The sequence below is a fragment of the Aliarcobacter butzleri genome (assembly GCF_900187115.1).
GTDB classification, from domain to species: Bacteria; Campylobacterota; Campylobacteria; order Campylobacterales; family Arcobacteraceae; genus Aliarcobacter; species Aliarcobacter butzleri.
In genome coordinates this window covers 312,538-329,644 of sequence record NZ_LT906455.1, presented here as the reverse complement: position 1 = coordinate 329,644, position 17,107 = coordinate 312,538, and the positions used below count along the sequence as shown (strand labels likewise).

At 26.5% G+C, this 17,107-nt stretch carries 17 protein-coding genes; 9 read left to right on the top strand and 8 right to left on the bottom strand.

Annotated features, from left to right (window positions below; all coding sequences use genetic code 11):
• Positions 1 to 5: 5 nt before the first annotated feature.
• The 6 genes from CKV87_RS01660 to trpS all read left to right on the top strand — a co-directional run bounded on the left by CKV87_RS01660 (position 6) and on the right by trpS (position 6,880).
• Positions 6 to 230 (top strand): DUF2798 domain-containing protein, encoded by a 225-nt coding sequence (locus CKV87_RS01660; RefSeq protein ID WP_012012167.1) that lies wholly within the window; start codon positions 6 to 8, stop codon positions 228 to 230.
• A gap of 2 nt (positions 231 to 232) precedes the next feature.
• Positions 233 to 1,222, top strand: a complete 990-nt coding sequence (locus CKV87_RS01655) for a class I SAM-dependent methyltransferase (RefSeq protein WP_012012166.1) — start codon at positions 233 to 235, stop codon at positions 1,220 to 1,222.
• Between the two features lie 3 nt (positions 1,223 to 1,225).
• On the top strand, positions 1,226 to 2,401 hold the full coding sequence (locus CKV87_RS01650) for an MFS transporter (protein WP_012012165.1): 1,176 nt from the start codon (positions 1,226 to 1,228) through the stop codon (positions 2,399 to 2,401).
• An 83-nt stretch (positions 2,402 to 2,484) separates the two neighbouring features.
• Positions 2,485 to 3,648, top strand: a complete 1,164-nt coding sequence (locus CKV87_RS01645; protein ID WP_012012164.1) for a DUF1624 domain-containing protein — start codon at positions 2,485 to 2,487, stop codon at positions 3,646 to 3,648.
• A 121-nt stretch (positions 3,649 to 3,769) separates the two neighbouring features.
• Positions 3,770 to 5,875 carry a TonB-dependent siderophore receptor gene (locus CKV87_RS01640; RefSeq protein ID WP_012012163.1) on the top strand — a complete coding sequence of 702 codons (2,106 nt, stop codon included), beginning with the start codon at positions 3,770 to 3,772 and terminating at the stop codon, positions 5,873 to 5,875.
• Between the two features lie 39 nt (positions 5,876 to 5,914).
• On the top strand, positions 5,915 to 6,880 hold the full coding sequence (gene trpS / locus CKV87_RS01635) for a tryptophan--tRNA ligase (RefSeq protein ID WP_012012162.1): 966 nt from the start codon (positions 5,915 to 5,917) through the stop codon (positions 6,878 to 6,880).
• A 17-nt stretch (positions 6,881 to 6,897) separates the two neighbouring features.
• Here the strand turns inward: trpS and CKV87_RS01630 are convergent, their stop codons facing one another.
• From CKV87_RS01630 to CKV87_RS01600, 7 genes are all read right to left on the bottom strand, one after another.
• Complete coding sequence (locus tag CKV87_RS01630) at positions 6,898 to 7,503, bottom strand: FmdE family protein (RefSeq protein WP_012012161.1); 606 nt, start codon at positions 7,501 to 7,503, stop codon at positions 6,898 to 6,900.
• 95 nt (positions 7,504 to 7,598) lie between these two features.
• Complete coding sequence (locus tag CKV87_RS01625; RefSeq protein ID WP_012012160.1) at positions 7,599 to 8,471, bottom strand: SdiA-regulated domain-containing protein; 873 nt, start codon at positions 8,469 to 8,471, stop codon at positions 7,599 to 7,601.
• Positions 8,446 to 10,374, bottom strand: a complete 1,929-nt coding sequence (locus CKV87_RS01620; RefSeq protein ID WP_012012159.1) for a methyl-accepting chemotaxis protein — start codon at positions 10,372 to 10,374, stop codon at positions 8,446 to 8,448. The genes CKV87_RS01625 and CKV87_RS01620 overlap by 26 nt, the downstream gene beginning before the upstream one ends.
• A gap of 121 nt (positions 10,375 to 10,495) precedes the next feature.
• The gene (locus CKV87_RS01615) at positions 10,496 to 11,188 is read right to left on the bottom strand and encodes a class I SAM-dependent DNA methyltransferase (protein ID WP_012012158.1); all 693 of its coding nucleotides are present in this window, start codon (positions 11,186 to 11,188) and stop codon (positions 10,496 to 10,498) included.
• On the bottom strand, positions 11,188 to 11,796 hold the full coding sequence (hisG, locus tag CKV87_RS01610) for an ATP phosphoribosyltransferase (RefSeq protein ID WP_004510380.1): 609 nt from the start codon (positions 11,794 to 11,796) through the stop codon (positions 11,188 to 11,190). The genes CKV87_RS01615 and hisG overlap by 1 nt, the downstream gene beginning before the upstream one ends.
• The gene (locus CKV87_RS01605) at positions 11,774 to 12,418 is read right to left on the bottom strand and encodes a type III pantothenate kinase (protein WP_012012157.1); all 645 of its coding nucleotides are present in this window, start codon (positions 12,416 to 12,418) and stop codon (positions 11,774 to 11,776) included. The genes hisG and CKV87_RS01605 overlap by 23 nt, the downstream gene beginning before the upstream one ends.
• Entirely contained in the window at positions 12,387 to 12,719 is a 333-nt protein-coding gene (locus CKV87_RS01600) for a hypothetical protein (RefSeq protein WP_012012156.1), read from the bottom strand. Before CKV87_RS01600 ends, CKV87_RS01605 begins: the two co-directional genes overlap by 32 nt.
• Positions 12,720 to 12,779: 60 nt before the next feature.
• On the opposite strand from CKV87_RS01600, the gene CKV87_RS01595 reads away from it, so the two are divergent.
• Both CKV87_RS01595 and CKV87_RS01590 read left to right on the top strand, forming a co-directional pair.
• On the top strand, positions 12,780 to 13,553 hold the full coding sequence (locus CKV87_RS01595) for a threonine/serine exporter family protein (protein WP_012012155.1): 774 nt from the start codon (positions 12,780 to 12,782) through the stop codon (positions 13,551 to 13,553).
• A 1-nt stretch (position 13,554) separates the two neighbouring features.
• On the top strand, positions 13,555 to 14,022 hold the full coding sequence (locus CKV87_RS01590) for a threonine/serine exporter family protein (protein ID WP_004510376.1): 468 nt from the start codon (positions 13,555 to 13,557) through the stop codon (positions 14,020 to 14,022).
• A 21-nt stretch (positions 14,023 to 14,043) separates the two neighbouring features.
• On the opposite strand, the gene CKV87_RS01585 is transcribed toward CKV87_RS01590, so the two are convergent.
• A complete protein-coding gene (locus tag CKV87_RS01585) occupies positions 14,044 to 15,855 on the bottom strand; it encodes a menaquinone biosynthesis decarboxylase (RefSeq protein ID WP_012012154.1) in 1,812 nt (603 codons plus the stop codon).
• An 84-nt stretch (positions 15,856 to 15,939) separates the two neighbouring features.
• Between CKV87_RS01585 and CKV87_RS01580 the strand changes: the two genes are divergently transcribed.
• Positions 15,940 to 17,106: a MalY/PatB family protein gene (locus tag CKV87_RS01580; protein ID WP_012012153.1), complete on the top strand. Its 1,167-nt coding sequence runs from the start codon at positions 15,940 to 15,942 to the stop codon at positions 17,104 to 17,106.
• The last annotated feature ends 1 nt before the right edge of the window (position 17,107 follow it).

Here is a 17,107-nt window from a genome sequence, read left to right as displayed (position 1 = left end):
TTTAAATGATAGAAAAGAAATATGAAAAACTTGTTTTTATTATTGTGATGAGTTTCATCATGAGTTGTATTATGAGCTTTATTGTGAGCTTTATAAATTTAGGACTTATTGATGATTTTTTTATAAAATGGATTGAAGCATGGATAAAAGCCTTTATTATTTCAATACCAATTGTTAGTGTTGTTGTACCAATTTCAAAAAAAATTGTTTTTAAAATAATAAAAGGTTAAAAATGCAAAATATAAACAACTATTTATCACTACTATTAGCTCAACAAAAAACCGAGATTTTAGAACTAGCTTTGGAGTTAAAAATCTTTAAATTAATAGAAGAGAATATAAATACAATTTTTATAATCTCTTCAAAAATAAATATAAATGAACATAAAACAAAAATATTATTAGATAGTTTAGTTTTTATGGAACTTTTGGACATAAATCAAGACAAATATCTCAATACAAAATTTGCTAAAGAATCTTTTATTTATGGAGCTTCTTCATATTGTGGTGATGTTTTTTTACATAGAAAACAGCTAGCTGAAAATGGTAAAAAAATGATGAAATCAATGTTTGAAGAAAAAAAAGAGTTAGAAGAAATAAAAATACCAAAACTTTGGGCAGATGCTTCAAAAAAGTTTTTAAAACAAGAACAAAAAAATTTAATCGCTCCAATGGCAGTTGATATTATAAAAAATCTAAAAGAGTTTTCTAGCTTAAATAAAATGTTGGATCTTGGTTGTTCTTCTGGAGTTATTGGTTTAGAAATTACAAAAAATCATCCAAATATAAAAACAACTTTATTTGATTATGAAGAGGTTACAAACATAACAAAAGAACATATAAATGAGTACAACTTACAAAATAGAGTTTTTGTTTTAAGTGGAGATATTGAAAAAAATGATATTGGAAAAAACTATGATTTAATTTGGTGTAGTAATATTTTCTATTTCTTTAAAGACAAAAAAGAGGTAATAAAAAAGATTTATGATGCTTTAAATCCAAACGGTATATTAGTAAGTTGTCATGTTGAAATCGATACAAAAAATAGTCTTGATGAGAATAGTTTTTTTTACTTTTTATCTTTAAATTTACAAGGTAAAAATATCTTAAAACCTATGGAATTATCTGATATATTTGAAGAAGTTGGGTTTAAATCAATAAATTCATACACAACATATAAAACACCTATGACACCAAGTCAAATCCATATTTGTAAGAAGTAAATTATGAATCAACTAACTAAAAAAAATATTCTGTTTTCAATTTTATTTACAGCAATTTTAACTCCTATGATTTTTTTTGTCATGGGACTTCCTATGATTTTACAAATAAAAGGTTTTGATGCATCATTAATTGGAATTTTTCAATTAGCAGGTTTACCAATGATATTTAAGTTTTTAATGTCTCCACCAATAGATAAAATAGTATTTGAAAAAAAACACTATAAAAAATGGACATTTTATATAGGAATATTATATATTTTACTTCTAACTATAATTAGTTTTTTATCTTTAGAAAATAGTATTTATCCTGTTTTTATAGCTATTTTGATAACTGCATTTATTTCAACTTTTATGGATATTCCACTTAATGCTTTGGCTATAAAAACTTTCACAAAAGAGCAAAGTTTAAGTGCAGGAAGTTATAAAATAAGTGCTTATAGTATGGCATCATTATTGGGTGGAGGAATCTTTTTACTTGTTTTTAATCATCTTGGTTGGAACTTAACTTTTATTTTAATGGCTCTTTTGGTTCTATTTTCATTATTTGCTTTGTATTTTATAGAAGAAAATGATGAAATAATATATGTAGAAAAAATCTCTTCAAAAAATATAATCACTTTTTTCAAACAAAAAGATGTTGGTATTTGGATTTTTATTTTAAGTTTCTATTTTGTCTCAATAAGTGCTCTTTGGGTATTTATGAAACCATATTTGATTCACAAAGGTGTAAAACCAGATGATGTAGCTATTTGGGTTGGAATTTATGGAAGTTTCATAGCTATTTTAGGAGGAGCTTTAAGTAACTATATTGGGAAGAAGTTTTCAAAAAAGAGTCTACTTATTATTTTTATGTTTTTTAATATTTTTAGTACAAGCCTTTTGATTTTTATTGAACAGTATAATCTAACATTTTATTATCTAATCATAAGTGTTACGTTTATAGCTTTAGCTATTGCTTTATCATCAGCTATAATTTTTTCTATGATTATGGATTATTCAAGAAAAGAATCACGTGCTATTGATTATTCAGTTCAATCAAGTATTTTTTCATTTACTAGAATAATTTCTGCTGTAATCGCAGGAATAATTGTTTCAAATTTTGGTTTTGACAAAATGTTTATTTTTGAACTATTTTGTTTAGTTTTAGTCACTTTTGTTATCTATAAAAAGTATATTTAGTAGCTGTATTAACTTTTAACTAAGTTGTATTTAGTAATATTTCATTCAATTTTGCAATTTAGTCGCGTTTAAAGGTCAAAAATATGAATACTACTTCAACAACACAACAACTAAATCAAAGACTCTTTTCGATAGATATTCTAAGAGGTTTTGTAATGGTTATTATGATACTTGATCATGTAAGAGAAACTTTTTTTCTTCATTATCAAATGATTGTTCCTATTGATATTGCATCAACAGATACTATTTTAATTATTTGTAGATTTTTAGCACATATTTGTGCCCCTACTTTTATATTTTTAACTGGACTTTCTGCATATTTATATATGCAAAAAGTTCAAAGTAAAAAAGAAACTTCTTGGTTTTTATTTACAAGAGGATTATTTTTAATCTTTTTAGAATTAACTTTGGTAAATTTCGCTTGGACATTTGAGTTCCCAATGGAAAAACTATATTTACAAGTAATCTGGGCTATTGGATTTAGTATGATTTTTCTTTCAGTATTGATTTATCTTCCAAAAAAGATTCTTTTTATTGTTGCTATTATCATCGTTTTTGGACACAATTTATTAGATTCTGTACATTTTGAAAAAGATTCTATTTTTTATATACCTTGGGCAGTTTTACATGAAAGAACTTGGATAGAGTTTTCACAAGATTTTAAACTTAGAACTTCATATCCTATTTTACCTTGGATTGGTGTAATATCTCTTGGATTTATAGCAGGAGAGTGGTTTAATAAAAATGTAAATTTCCAAACAAGAAAAAACTATCTTATAAAAACTACTCTTATTTTATTATCTAGTTTTATTGTGATTAGATTTATAAATGTTTATGGAGATACACCATATATAAATTATGATTCTATTTCAAATACTATTTTGAGTTTTATAAATGTTTCAAAATATCCTCCATCATTACTTTTTATTTTGCTTACTTTAGGAATTTGTACTTTTTTACTTATGCTTTTTGAGAAATATCAAAACTTAAAATCAATTTCATGGTTAAAAAATTTTGGTGCAGCTCCTATGTTTTTTTATCTTCTTCATTTGTATTTTTTAAAATTTTTATATCTTAGTGCAGTTGCAATTTATGGTTTAAATCAAGGTCAATATTTTGGGCTTTCGCAAACATGGCAAATGCCTTTATTATCGATTCTTTTCGCATTTATTTTATATTTTCCTACTAAATGGTATGCAAATTTAAAACAAAAAAGAAGAGATATAAAATGGTTAAAATATTTATAAAAAAATCTTATATGAGCTAAACTTAACAAATTTTTTTTAAGTTGCGACTAAGTTGCAGTAAGTAATATTCTACTTTTATTTTGCAACTTTGTTGCTTTTATACTTAAGGAAAACAGATAAAATGAAACCTATAAAAAAAACAATTACTTATTCAATTTGCTTATCGATGAGTTTGTTATCACAAACTTTTGCTCAAGAGACAACACTTTTAGATGAAATAAAAGTCTCAACTGAAAATAGCAATTATTCAACACAAAATGATAACTACTACAAAACAAAATCACAGTCAGCCACAAAAACTGATACTCCTATTAGAGAAACTCCTCAATCAGTACAAGTTGTTTCAAATGAAATTATCAAAGAACTTAACGCAGTTAAAATAGAAGATGTTTTAGATTATACAAGTGGTGTGTCAAGACAAAATAATTTTGCTGGTATGTGGGATAATTTTTCTATTAGAGGATTTGCAGGAAACGAAAATACTGGAATGAGTTTACTAAAAAATGGTTTTGCAGATAATCGTGGATTTAATGCTCCAAGAGATACAGCAAATATTGAAAGTATAGAGTTTTTAAAAGGACCATCAGGTTCTTTATATGGAAATAGTGAGCCAGGAGGAACTATAAATATAGTAACAAAACAACCAAAGTTTACAAGTGAACATTCAATTAAAACTGATGTAGGAAGTTATGATTTTTATAGAATGGCTTTAGATTCTACAGCTCCTATAAATGATAATTTAGCTTATAGATTAAATGTAGCTACAGAAAAAAAAGGAAGTTTTAGAGACCACATTGAAAGTCAAAGATATGTTGTTGCTCCATCTTTACTTTATTCTATCAATGACGATACTTTTGTATCTTATATGGGAGAATTTATTGAACAAAAAGCTCCATTTGATAGAGGAATTGCTTTAATAGATGGAAAAAATGTAATGAATCCTAAAAATTTTCTTGGTAATCCAGATGATGGTGATGTAACACTTAAAAATCAAACTCATCAACTAAAACTAGAACACTATTTTTCTGATAGTTGGAGCAGTAGAATGGGAGTTGCATATAAAAATAATAGCTTAAAAGGTTTTGGTTCTGAAGTTACTCCAGCAACAAAAATAACAACAGATAGCATAAATCTTCGTACTAGATATAGAGATTATAGCTCAGATGATATTCAATTTCAAGTTGATTTACAAAATGTTACTGATATAAAAGATGCTACAAATACTCTTTTATTTGGAGTAGAAACATATCGTTTTGAACAAGATTCAATACTTTACACTAACAAAGATACAGTAAGAGTTGATAATATTCGTTCGAATCCTACTTATACAGTTTTAAAAACTGGATTAGGAAGTTTAAGCACAGACAAATATGAAGAGCAAAAAGGCGTAGCTTTATTTGTTCAAGATGAAATAGCTTATAAAGATTTTAGATTTCTTACGGGACTTAGATATGATGAAGTTAGAATGGATAATGTAAATCATCTTGATAGTAGTTCTGTAAAACAAAATGATTATGCAGTTTCTCCAAGAGTTGGAATTACATACCTAATAGATGATATGTGGTCTGTTTATACAACATCTGGAACATCATTTAGACCAAATACAGGAACAGACATAGATGGAAAAACATTTGAATCTGAAAGAAGTGTATCAATAGAAACTGGTTTAAAATTTGAATCAGAAGATAAAAAAACTGGTGGAACTTTATCTTTATACCAAATTGAGAAAAAGAACGTGTTAACAAAAGACCCAAATGATGACTTATTTTCTATTGCAGCAGGAAAAGTTAAAAGTAAAGGTATAGAATTTGATTTTAATGGAAAAATCACAGACAATATCAAAGCAAATTTCAACTATACATATACAGATGCGAAAGTTGTAGAAGATTCTACTTATGAAGGAAAAGAACTTTTAAATATTCCAAAACACACTTCGAGTGTTCTTTTAATGTGGGAAGATACATTGTCTCTAAATAGCTCTTATGGTATAGGAACTGGTGTAACTTATGTTGGTAGAAAAGCAGGAAATGTAAATAATGATTTTTATTTACCAGATTATACAACAGCAAAAATTGTTTCTTACTATAAAGTAAATAAAGAGTTAAATTTTAGTTTAAATATTGATAATTTATTTGATAAAGAGTATATCGCAAGTAGCTATGATAGATCTTGGCTTACAGTTGGTAATCCACGAACTGCAACATTAAGTATGACTTATAAATTTTAGTAACTTTCGATATAATCCAAATAAAAAAAGGATTATGATTTGAGAATTTTATCAGGTATTCAACCATCAGGAACTATTCATATAGGAAACTACTTTGGTATGATAAAAAAGATGATAGAGTCACAAAATGAAGGTGAACTTTTTGCATTTTTAGCATCTTATCATGCTTTAACATCAGTAAAAGATAAAGAAGCTTTAGAAAATAATACTTATGAAGCAGCAATTAACTTTTTAGCGCTTGGAATGGACCCAGAAAAATCAACATTTTGGGTTCAACATGATGTAAAAGAGGTTCTTGAGTTATATTGGATACTATCAAATCATACTTCAATGGGATTACTAGAGCGAGCACACTCGTATAAAGATAAAACGGCACGTGGTATTGTTGCTGGGCATGGATTATTTTCATATCCTGTTTTAATGGCAGCAGATATTTTATTATTTGATTCAAATATCGTGCCAGTTGGGAAAGACCAAATTCAACACGTTGAAATGACAAGAGATATTGCAACTTCATTTAATCACGCTTATGGTAAAGAAATTTTTATTTTACCAGAAGCAAAAGTTGATGAAATCGTTGCAACAGTTCCAGGAACTGATGGAGCTAAAATGTCTAAATCATACAACAACACAATTGATATGTTTACATCACCAAAACAAAGAAAAAAACAAGTTATGGGAATCGTAACTGATTCAAAAGAGCTTGATGAACCAAAAGAGTGGGAAACTTGTAATATCTATACTTTATGTAAACTATTTATGAATGAAGATGAATTAAAAGATTTACAAAAAAGATATGCAACTCCAGGTGAAGGATATGGTCATTTTAAAATGACATTATTAGAAAAAATAAATCAATATTTTGCACCTTACGAAGAAAAAAGAGAATACTATTTAAACAACAAAAAAGAGGTAAGAGAAATTTTAGCTTTTGGAGCAAGTAAAGCTAAAAAAATTGCAAGTGCAAAAATGGAAATTATTAGAGATACAGTTGGTTTAATCTAACAAATAGATATAAAAGATTATTCTTTTATATCTATTTTTATAACTTCATTTATATTATTTGATATATCTTCAACTCTTTTTTGCCAAAGTTTAGCAAACTCTTTTTTTTCTTCATTTGTAGCATTTCCTTGAAGAGATTTTTGCATTAAAAAATTCATATCTTCATGAGGTTTTACACTCGAAGTATCATAAAAAACATCTACACTTTTTAAAGTATCAACTCTTGTAAATCTTACATTTGCACTATTTATATCTTGTTCAAATTTCATCAAATGATTTCTATCATATTTTCCAGCAAGTCCCTTAAAACCATTTGTAGTTGTTGCTCCTGTTATATTCATAATTACATTTCCAATTACACCAACAACTCCTACATTTTGTGCTTCTTTAAACTCAACTATTATTTCACCACGTTTTGGAATTTCATTTTTATATAAAGCTTCTAAACCTTTAAGTGTCATAAGATAAGCTCCTAAAACTGTAGGACAACTATGCCCTGCACTTTTTACAACATCCAAATATGAAAATTCTATTAATCCATCTTCAAAAGCACCTAAAAAAGAGGCTAAATCATCTTGTAGTTTTATTGTTGGAATTTTATTAAAAAATTGTGGATAAATCATCTTTAGTAAAACCTTTGTATTGAAATATTTTTATTTCAAAGTTTACTTAAAAAAAATAATTCAAACATTGATTTAAAGCAAGTAAGCTTTAAATCCTATTCTTTTTTTATACTAAAAAATAAATTTGGTTCACTAACAATATAAATGTTTCCTTCTTTATCTCTTGTGATACCTTCTGAGTTTTTCATTTTTGAAGAAATTTCATTATCCATCAAATCTAAATATTTTTTAAAATCTTTTTTATCATCAATTCGACCAAGAAGTGCAGATTCATCACTTAATACATACAATCGTCTATCTATATCATCAAAATGAATTGCTGATAAATCAGCCAAATAAAAGTTATTTTCTAAAAGTTCATCTTTAATATTAACTTCTAGTTGATTATTTCCTATAATACCTTTTACTGACACTATTTTTTTAGGATTTCGTTCATTTACCATATAAAATTTATCTTCAGTTTTGTCATAACTTATTCCTTCAAGTCCAAAATTCTCAAATTTTTTTATATCAAAAATAAACTTTTTTATACTATCTTCAATAGATATAAATTTTGTATCATCATTTATATCTACTATAAATAATCCATTTAGTTCTTCATCTAAAATAGCAAATTTATTATCTTTTATATATGTTATATCTTCGGTATCTTTAAAACCTTTTAAAGATATTTTTCGTAAAACATTACCATTTTTATCCAATTCATAAATATCTCTTGGTGAATTTGTTATAGCAAATAAAGTATCGGTATTTTCATTATATGTTATACCAGATAGATTTTTTTCAATCTCATTTATAACAACTAACTCTTTCTTATGGTTTTGTTTTAAAATACTAAATTCTTCTTCCCAATGAAAAAACTTATATAGTAATTTATCATCTAAATCCATAGAATGAATTACTACAAAAGTAATAATTGTTAGAAAAAATATAAGTAATTTTTTATTTATCAATAAAATTTTTTTCATCCACATCTTTAATAATCAATTTAGCTATATTATCAGTTGACAAAGCAATATCTCTTGTATGCGATGTAACTTGCGCATTTTCTTGTGTTTTTTGATCCAAAATTGAAACAGCATTATTTATTTGTTCAATTCCTAAAAGCTGTTCTTTACTTGAGTTCTCAAAATTTTTAATCAACTCTATTGTTTCCATTATATCTTTATTTAATTCTGTATAACCATTTATCATTTGTGTTGCTATTACTTTTCCATCATTTGCTTTTGAAGTTGCTGACTCAACTATCTCTTTTATCTCTCTTGCTGCTTCTGCACTTCTAGTTGCTAAATTCCGAACTTCTGCTGCAACAACAGCAAAGCCTTTTCCAGCTTCTCCTGCAGTTGCTGCTTCAACAGCAGCATTAAGTGAAAGAATATTTGTTTGGAATGCAATTTGGTCAATTACTGTTATTGCTTCATTTATTGAAGTAATTTGTGAATTTATCTCTTGCATTGATTCAACAGTTTGATTAGCCAATTCTTCACCATTTTTTGCTCTATTTGTTACACTTGAAGCAATACTTGACATCTTTTGTACATTTTCAGTACTACTTCTTAAATTTGAAGTCATCTCTTCTAGTGAAGCTGCTGTTTCTTCAAGATTTGCTGCTGTACTTGTAGAACTTTTATTTAATTTATCTACATTTTCTAAAAGTATATTTGAACTATGAGCTAAAGTTGTTCCATTTGTTTTATTCTCAACTAACATTTTTGTTATCGAATCACCAAGATTATTTACTCCATTGGCAAGTTTTAAAATATGGTTTGAAAATTTTGCTGTATCAACTTTATTTACATAATTATATTCACTATATTCATCAATTACTTTTAAAACATTTACTATATTTTGTTCTAACTCTTCTGCCATTTTGTTCATAACAGATTTTAATTTTACTAAATTTGGAACATCTACTTCAACATTTAATCTTTGAGATAAATCGCCATTTTGGAACTTACTTAAAATAGTTATTGTATTTTCAATAAAAATATTATTATCATCAATTTCTTTTCTTGCTATTTCAATATTTTTATCCAAAGTTTTCGACATTTGTCCAATTTCATCTTTTGAATAATTTTTTATTCTATGAACTTCTTTACTTTCACCATTTAAGTATTTGAAAAAAGTTTCAAGTGTATCTTGAAATATATTTAGTGGTTTTATAATAATTTTGTTTATAGATGGAATTATTATAAATACTAAAACTATACTAAGTAAAATTGTAACTATTATTGCTATCCAAAATAGTGTGTTTATATCTTTATTTATTTCAACAGTTAACTGTTTTATCTCTCTTTCAATATCATCAGCATAAATACCAGTAACTAAAACCCAATTAAATTGCGGAATATAGATAGATGATGCCATTTTTAAAACAACTTCTTTTGTTGCTGGATTTTGGTAATAATATGTTATATATTTTTGCTCTTTTGCATATTTTATTAAATCTTCTCTAAAAGCATAACCTTTTACATCAGGTGCTTTTATATCTGTTTTTGTATTGTTTAAAGCAGGATTTGCAGGATGAAACCCAAAATAATAATCATCGTCTCTTTTTTCGTAAGCAAAAAAGTATCCACTTTTATCATCTAAATATCGTATTCCACTTAAAAGCTCAATAACTTTTGCTTTGGCTACTTGCGTATCTTTTTCACTATTTATTACAGTTTGAATAAGTGTTTGAACAACTTCAAATTGATGTCTTATTAAAGATTCTTTTTCCCTTGTTATCGTATTTTCAAATTTTGATAAAGTACTATTTAAAGTATGTTGTGTTTTTTCAAAATTAATCCCCGAAAGGATAAAGATACCCAAAATAAAAGGTACCATTGTTATTATCAACAGTTTTAATTTTAATGAATTTTTATTCATTTATCTCTCCCAATTCTAAATAAAATTCATTATAGATATTTAAGTATTAATAAATAATTAAAATTATTTTTAACTTATCTTTTTTGTAAAATGTGTCAGTTTTATACACTAAAAGTAGTATTTATTTTTTACAAATAAAAATTAATTTATCTGCAATCTCATCAGTATGCAGATTAAACTCTTTTATTTCTATTAGTTTAAATCCTATTTCTTCAAGAATTTTTGTTAAAAACTCTTTAGAATGATATTCTTGAATTATAGAGTCTTGTTCTTTTGAAAACAATCCATTTTCTTGTTTTTCAAAAAGTGTGATATCAGTTTGAAGTTTATTATTTTCAAAATTTGCATCAATTGCTATAAATTTATCTTCAGCATCTATTGTTATTGTTCCTTGTGCAACCTCATCAAAACCAAAATATGAATTAACATCAAAAATAAAATAAGCATTTTGATTTAAAATCTCATAAGTTTGTTCTAAAAATATTTTTAACTCATTTTTTGGAATATAATTTAATACATCAAATATAGCTGTTGCACAATCGAATTTTTCTTTTACATCTTTTAAATCAATTGCTTGGGCATTTAAGTTTTTTTCTTGACAAACTTTGATTTGCTCAACACTTAAATCAATTCCAAAATACTTTTTTTTATTTACTTTTAGATTTTCTAAAAAATATCCTTGACCACAACCAATATCAATAATATTATCAAGGTCATTTACCATCACAAATCGTAAAAACTCTTTGTGTAAAGTATAAACTTCCTCTTCAAAGTCTAAATAAGGTTCAACTTTTGCGTATAAATCTAAACCCATTATAAAAACACTTCTATTTTTTCTTTTAAATCTAAAATCAAATCTTTTTTTGCATAAAAAGAGTTTTTGTTTGATATTAAGTGAGCGCTACTTTCCATAATAGTTGGTCCTACTTCAAGCCCGTTTTGTTTCATAGTTTCACCTGTTTCAACAATATCAACAATACAATCACAAAGTCCAACCAAAGGTGCAAGTTCGATAGAACCATAAAGTTTTATAATCTCAACAGCCATTGCTTTTTCTTCAAAATATTTTTTAGCTATTTTTTCATGTTTTGTAGCAATTGTAATTTTACTTTTATCAAAATTTAGTTTTTCACCAGCTCTAAGTCCAAAAGCAACTTTACAACGACCCAATTTTAAATCCAAAAGTTTGATTAAGTCATACTCTTTTTCTTCTAAAACATCAAGCCCAACAACACCTAAATCAGCAGCACCATGCATCACATAAGTTGGAACATCTTGATTTCTTACATTTAAAAAAGTAAATCCACTTTTCTTTAATATTAATTTTCTATCTTCAAAAACAAACTTTTCACCAAAAGCTTTTTCAAATCTATCAAGTGTCTCATCTGCAATTCTTCCTTTAGGCAATGCAATTGTTAGCATCAATTATCCTTTTCATATTTTCAAATATTAAATCTTTTTTATAAATACTATTTTCAAAATATTTACTTAAAAACTCTCCATCTCCACCTGTAAATATTATCTTCTTATTTAAACTTACTTCTTTTATAGGTAAAATGATAGATTTTAGCATAGCATATTGTATAGCATCAAACGTACGAAGCGGTATTTTATCTAAATTTATATTTTTTTCAAAATCAAATTTTAATTTTTTTGATATTTTAGGATAAGCATTTATAAAACTTTGAACTCCAAGAAGTATAAATCCTCCTTTGTGTTCATCATTTTCCATAATATCAACTGTTATTGCACTTCCTGCATCAACAACTATTACATCTTTTTGAAAACTACAAGCAATTTTTCTATCAATTCCTAAACCTTGATATTTTGTTTCAAAATTTAAAATCTCTTTTATATCTTTTGCTTTTGGATTTTTTTTAAGTAATTTTTTAGAAGCTTTTTCATTTACAGATACAAAATATATTTCCTCATCAAACTTTGGAACTTTTTCATCTAAAAAATATTTTTTATGTTTTCCATTTATCAAAAAGTGAAAAGTTGTATTTCCTATATCACATAAAATCAACTCTAACACTCCAATCATTTTGTTTTAAATACTCTTTTGCTTTTGAACATAATGGACTACTTACAAGTAACTCTTTTTTCTTAAAGTTGTGTCCAAGATAACTTGCAAGTTTTTCACAAAGTTCCATTAAATCTTGTGCATTTTTTCGTATAAACCTACTTTTTGAGTCAACTATAAATATTGCATAAAATTTAGAATCTATTGTAGTTGCACTATAAATATCAATTTTTTTTCTTGAATCTATCTCTTTTGGAAAAATTTGTTTAATCTCTTTAAAAAGTATATTTTTATTTGTATAGTATGTTGTTAGTTTTTTCATAAGTTTTATTATATCAAATCTTTGTATAATTCCAAAAAATCTCTATATTAAGAAAAATTTATGGAAAAACTATCTTATCAAGAACAAACTATAATCACAAGAGGTATTATAAAATCTGCTGTTTTAATGAGTGAATATGGTGCTGAAAGTATTTTAATAGAACAAACAGCTCAAAGACTAGGTCGTGCTTTAGGAGTTGATTCTGTTGAAATTTCAATGATTCCTTCAGCTATTGTTTTAACAACTTTAAATAATGGACAATCCGTTACAACAACAAGAAGAGTTCATCATAAACCAATAAATATGTCAATAGTATGCCAAATACAAAAAATCGTACTTAATATGGAAAAAAATGAACACGATATAAACTATCTTTACACTATTTTAAAAAATTTAGAACCAAACTATTACAATAGATGGTTGGTTATTTTTGTAGTTGCTTTAGCTTGTGGTTCATTTGCACATTTACAAGGTTCTGATTGGGGTGCTTTTTTTATCACTTGTTTGGCAGCTGGAACAGCTATGTTTGTAAGACAAGAGTTATCAAAAAAAAGATTCGTTATGATTATTACCTTTGGAGTTACTGCGTTTGTAGCAACTTTAATTGCAAGTATTTCCCAGTTAGATGGCATTAGCCAAACTCCACATATTGCTTTAGCTTCAAGTGTTTTATTACTTGCTCCTGGATTTGCCTTTGTAAACTCATTTTTAGACTCACTAAAAGGTTATTTGATGATGGGTTGGGGACGATGGATGGAAGGTTTTTTATTAACTATTGCTACATCTCTTGGAATTATTTTAGCAATGGCTGTTTTAAATATAAAAGGTTGGTAATATGGATTTTGTTTTAAAATTAATCGTAGAAGGTTTGTTTGCAAGTTTTGCTGCAGTTGGATTTGCAATAGTTTTTAATGTTCCAAAAGAGACTTTAAAATATTGTGCCATTGGTGGAGCAATTGCTTATGATGTTAGAACAGTTTTGTTAAATCTAAATTTAGGAATAGAATTATCTACTTTTTTAGCTTCAACTATCGTAGGAATTATTGCACTTTATTGGTCAAGAAAATATCTTATCCCAAGGCCTGTTTATACAGTTGCTTCAATTATTCCAATAATTCCAGGAACTTTTGCCTTTAGTGCGATGATTAGCCTAGTTGATATGAATACTCATGGTGTAACGCCAGAATTAATTCAAGTTTTTTTATATAATGGATTAAAAGCTGTAGCAATTTTAGGAGCTATCACATTTGGATTAGCGCTACCTTCTTTATATTTTATGAGATTTAATAGACCTATAATTTAGGCTATTAAACCTTTATCATAGTTATAAATAAAATTTATTTATAAACTCATCACTTACATCAATAATTTTTCTTTCTCTTAAAGAGTCAAGAACACTTTTAGTACAATCAACATCATCAGGCCATCTTCTATTGAAATTATCAAAACTATTTTTATCTGTTGCATCAACTCCAATAGTATGTCCATCTATAAAAATATCTCTATTTGAATCAATATTATTAGCAACTCTCCAAACAAGCATATAAGGATTATTTACATCATTTTTTGCACTATCAACAATGATTAAAATTTTTATATGTGAAAAAAGAGGTTTTAACTCTTCAAAAAGATATTTTTGATTTTTAGTTTTATCTATACTTATAACGCAAATTGGATTTTTTGTATCTTTGAAATATTGTTTTAAATCTTTTACTTCATTTGAAATATTTTGCATTTTTTGAAGCAATTCATCATCTTCTAAAAGTGTAATTCCAAGTTCTTTAACTTCATCACCTGTACAATCAAGTCCTAGTTTTCCACCAATTGCAAATTTTGGAGATGAGTGGTCAAGTGCATCAACAACACCTTTTGAGATTAACATATCTTCAATATTTATTCTATTTAAAATATATTTTATTATCTCTTCATGGTTAGTTAGTTCAGGTGCATCATCATTTACAAAAATCGCATGTTTAACAAAACTCATCTGCCCTACTCCCCAAAATGCATGCATCATTTGACTTGCATGTCCAGGATAAAGTGTTTTTATTTTTGCAATAATTAGATTGTGAAATACTCCATTTTCTGGCATATAATAATCAATCAAATCAGGTGCAGTTGTTTTAAGTAACGGCAAGAAAATTCTTTCTGTTGCAAATCCCATATATTTATCTTCCAAAGGTGGTTTTCCAACAACAGTTGCTAAATATGTAGGATTTTTCTTACTTGTGATTGCCGAAACTTCCATAAAAGGATACTCTTCTTCAAGAGTATAATATCCAGTATGATCTCCAAAAGGTCCTTCAATTCTCATTTTTGATGGGTCAACAAAACCTTCAATAATAAAATCATTATCTTTTGGAACATAAATATCATTTGTAATTGATTTTACAAGTTGGGCATTTTTATTTTTTACAAAACCATAAAGCATAAGTTCAAAAATTCCTATTGGAAGGGGAGCTTGTCCACACCAAATATACATAGGATCTCCACCTATTCCAATAGATACTGGCATTTTTTTACCAGCTTTTTTGTACTCATGAAAAAAGTGATTTGAATCTTTATGAATTTGCCAATGCATTCCTAAAGTTTGGTCATCATAAACTTGAAGTCTATACATTCCAAGATTTTTTAATTCGCCATTTAAAGAAGTTGTATAAACTTGCCCCATTGTTATAAATGGTCCTCCATCTTGTTCCCAAGTTGTAAGTATTGGTAAATCAGAAAGTTTAGCATCCGTCCCAAGTTTTATAACTTCTTGACACTCACCTTTTCCTTTTAATCTTTTTGGAACTACATTTTTTAAAGCAAATAACTTTCCAAAAGTAGATAACTTCTCACTAAATGTTGAAGGTGGTTTCATTTTAAGTAAACTTTCTATTTCAGCACCTATTTTATCTCCATCTCCAATGAAAAGTTTTACAGCTTTTTCATTACAAAATACATTCATTAAAACAGGGATATCAAACTTTTTATTACTCTTTTTATCAACAACATTTGTAAATAATAAAGCTTTTGAATCTTCCTTTTTTACTTCGATATATGCAACATGAGGAATTTCCAAATATATATCTAACTCATCATCAATAACTCTTAGTAAATCATTTTTTTTCAATAGTTCTATTGCTTTTTTCATTTTTCCCTCGAAATATTTTCATTAGTTAATTAAGTTGAAATCTTATATCATTTTATGGATTAATAATAAATAAGGCTTTTTAATATGATTTACAATTTTGATGAAGAAACAAATAGAAAAAATACGAATTGTGCAAAATATGATGGTTTAAAAAAATATTTTGGTTATGAGGATTTAAATCCTCTTTGGGTTGCAGATATGGATTTTAAAACTCCCTCATTTATAAATGATGCCATTGTAAAAGCAGCTTCTAACTCTTTATATGGTTATAGTGTCGATACGCCTGAACTTTATGCTTCAATTATAAATTGGCAAAAAAATGAACACGATTGGGAAATTGAACAAAAAGATATTTTTATGATAAATGGGGTAGTTCCAGCTTATAGTGCTTGTATTGAAGCATTCAGTGAAGTTGGTGATGAAGTTATTGTTCAAACTCCAATTTATCCACCACTTTTCAAATGTGTTAAAGCAAATGAAAGAAAATTAGTTATAAATGAACTAAAAAAAGATGAAAATGGTTATTACACTATGGATTTAGAAGATTTAGAAAAAAAGATAACTTCTAAAACAAAAATTCTAGCACTTTGTTCTCCTCACAATCCAGTTGGTCGTGTTTGGAGTAAAGAGGAACTTGAAAAATTAGCAAATATTTGTATCAAACATAATATCACAATAGTTTCAGATGAAATTCACAGTGATATTACTTTTAAAAAATTTACTCCTCTTGCTTCAATTTCAAAAGAGATAGCAAATCAAACAATAACACTTAATAGTGCTGGAAAAACTTTTAATATAGCTGGACTTAATTGTGCTTATGCAGTATGTAAAAATACAGAAATCTTAGAAAAATTTAAAAAAGTTGCAATCAAAAGAGAGATAAATTCAATAAACTTTTTTGGTTATGTTTCAACAAGAGCAGCTTATGAAAACGGTTCAGCTTTTGTAAAAGAACTAAAAGCTTATCTTATGAATAATATAATTTTTACAAAAGATTTTTTTGAAAAAAATAGTTTAAATATTGATTTTTTTATCCCAGAAGCAACATATTTATTATGGTTGGATTTTTCAAAAACAGGACTTTCTCATCTTGAAATAAAAAATATCTTGCTAACAAAATCTAAAATTGCTTTAAATGATGGTGTTTCTTTTGGTAGCAACGGAAATAAGTTTTTTAGATTGAATACAGCTTTGAGTAAAAAGGCTTTAAATATAGCTTTAAATCAATTTGTAAAAAATTTTTCAAAATAGA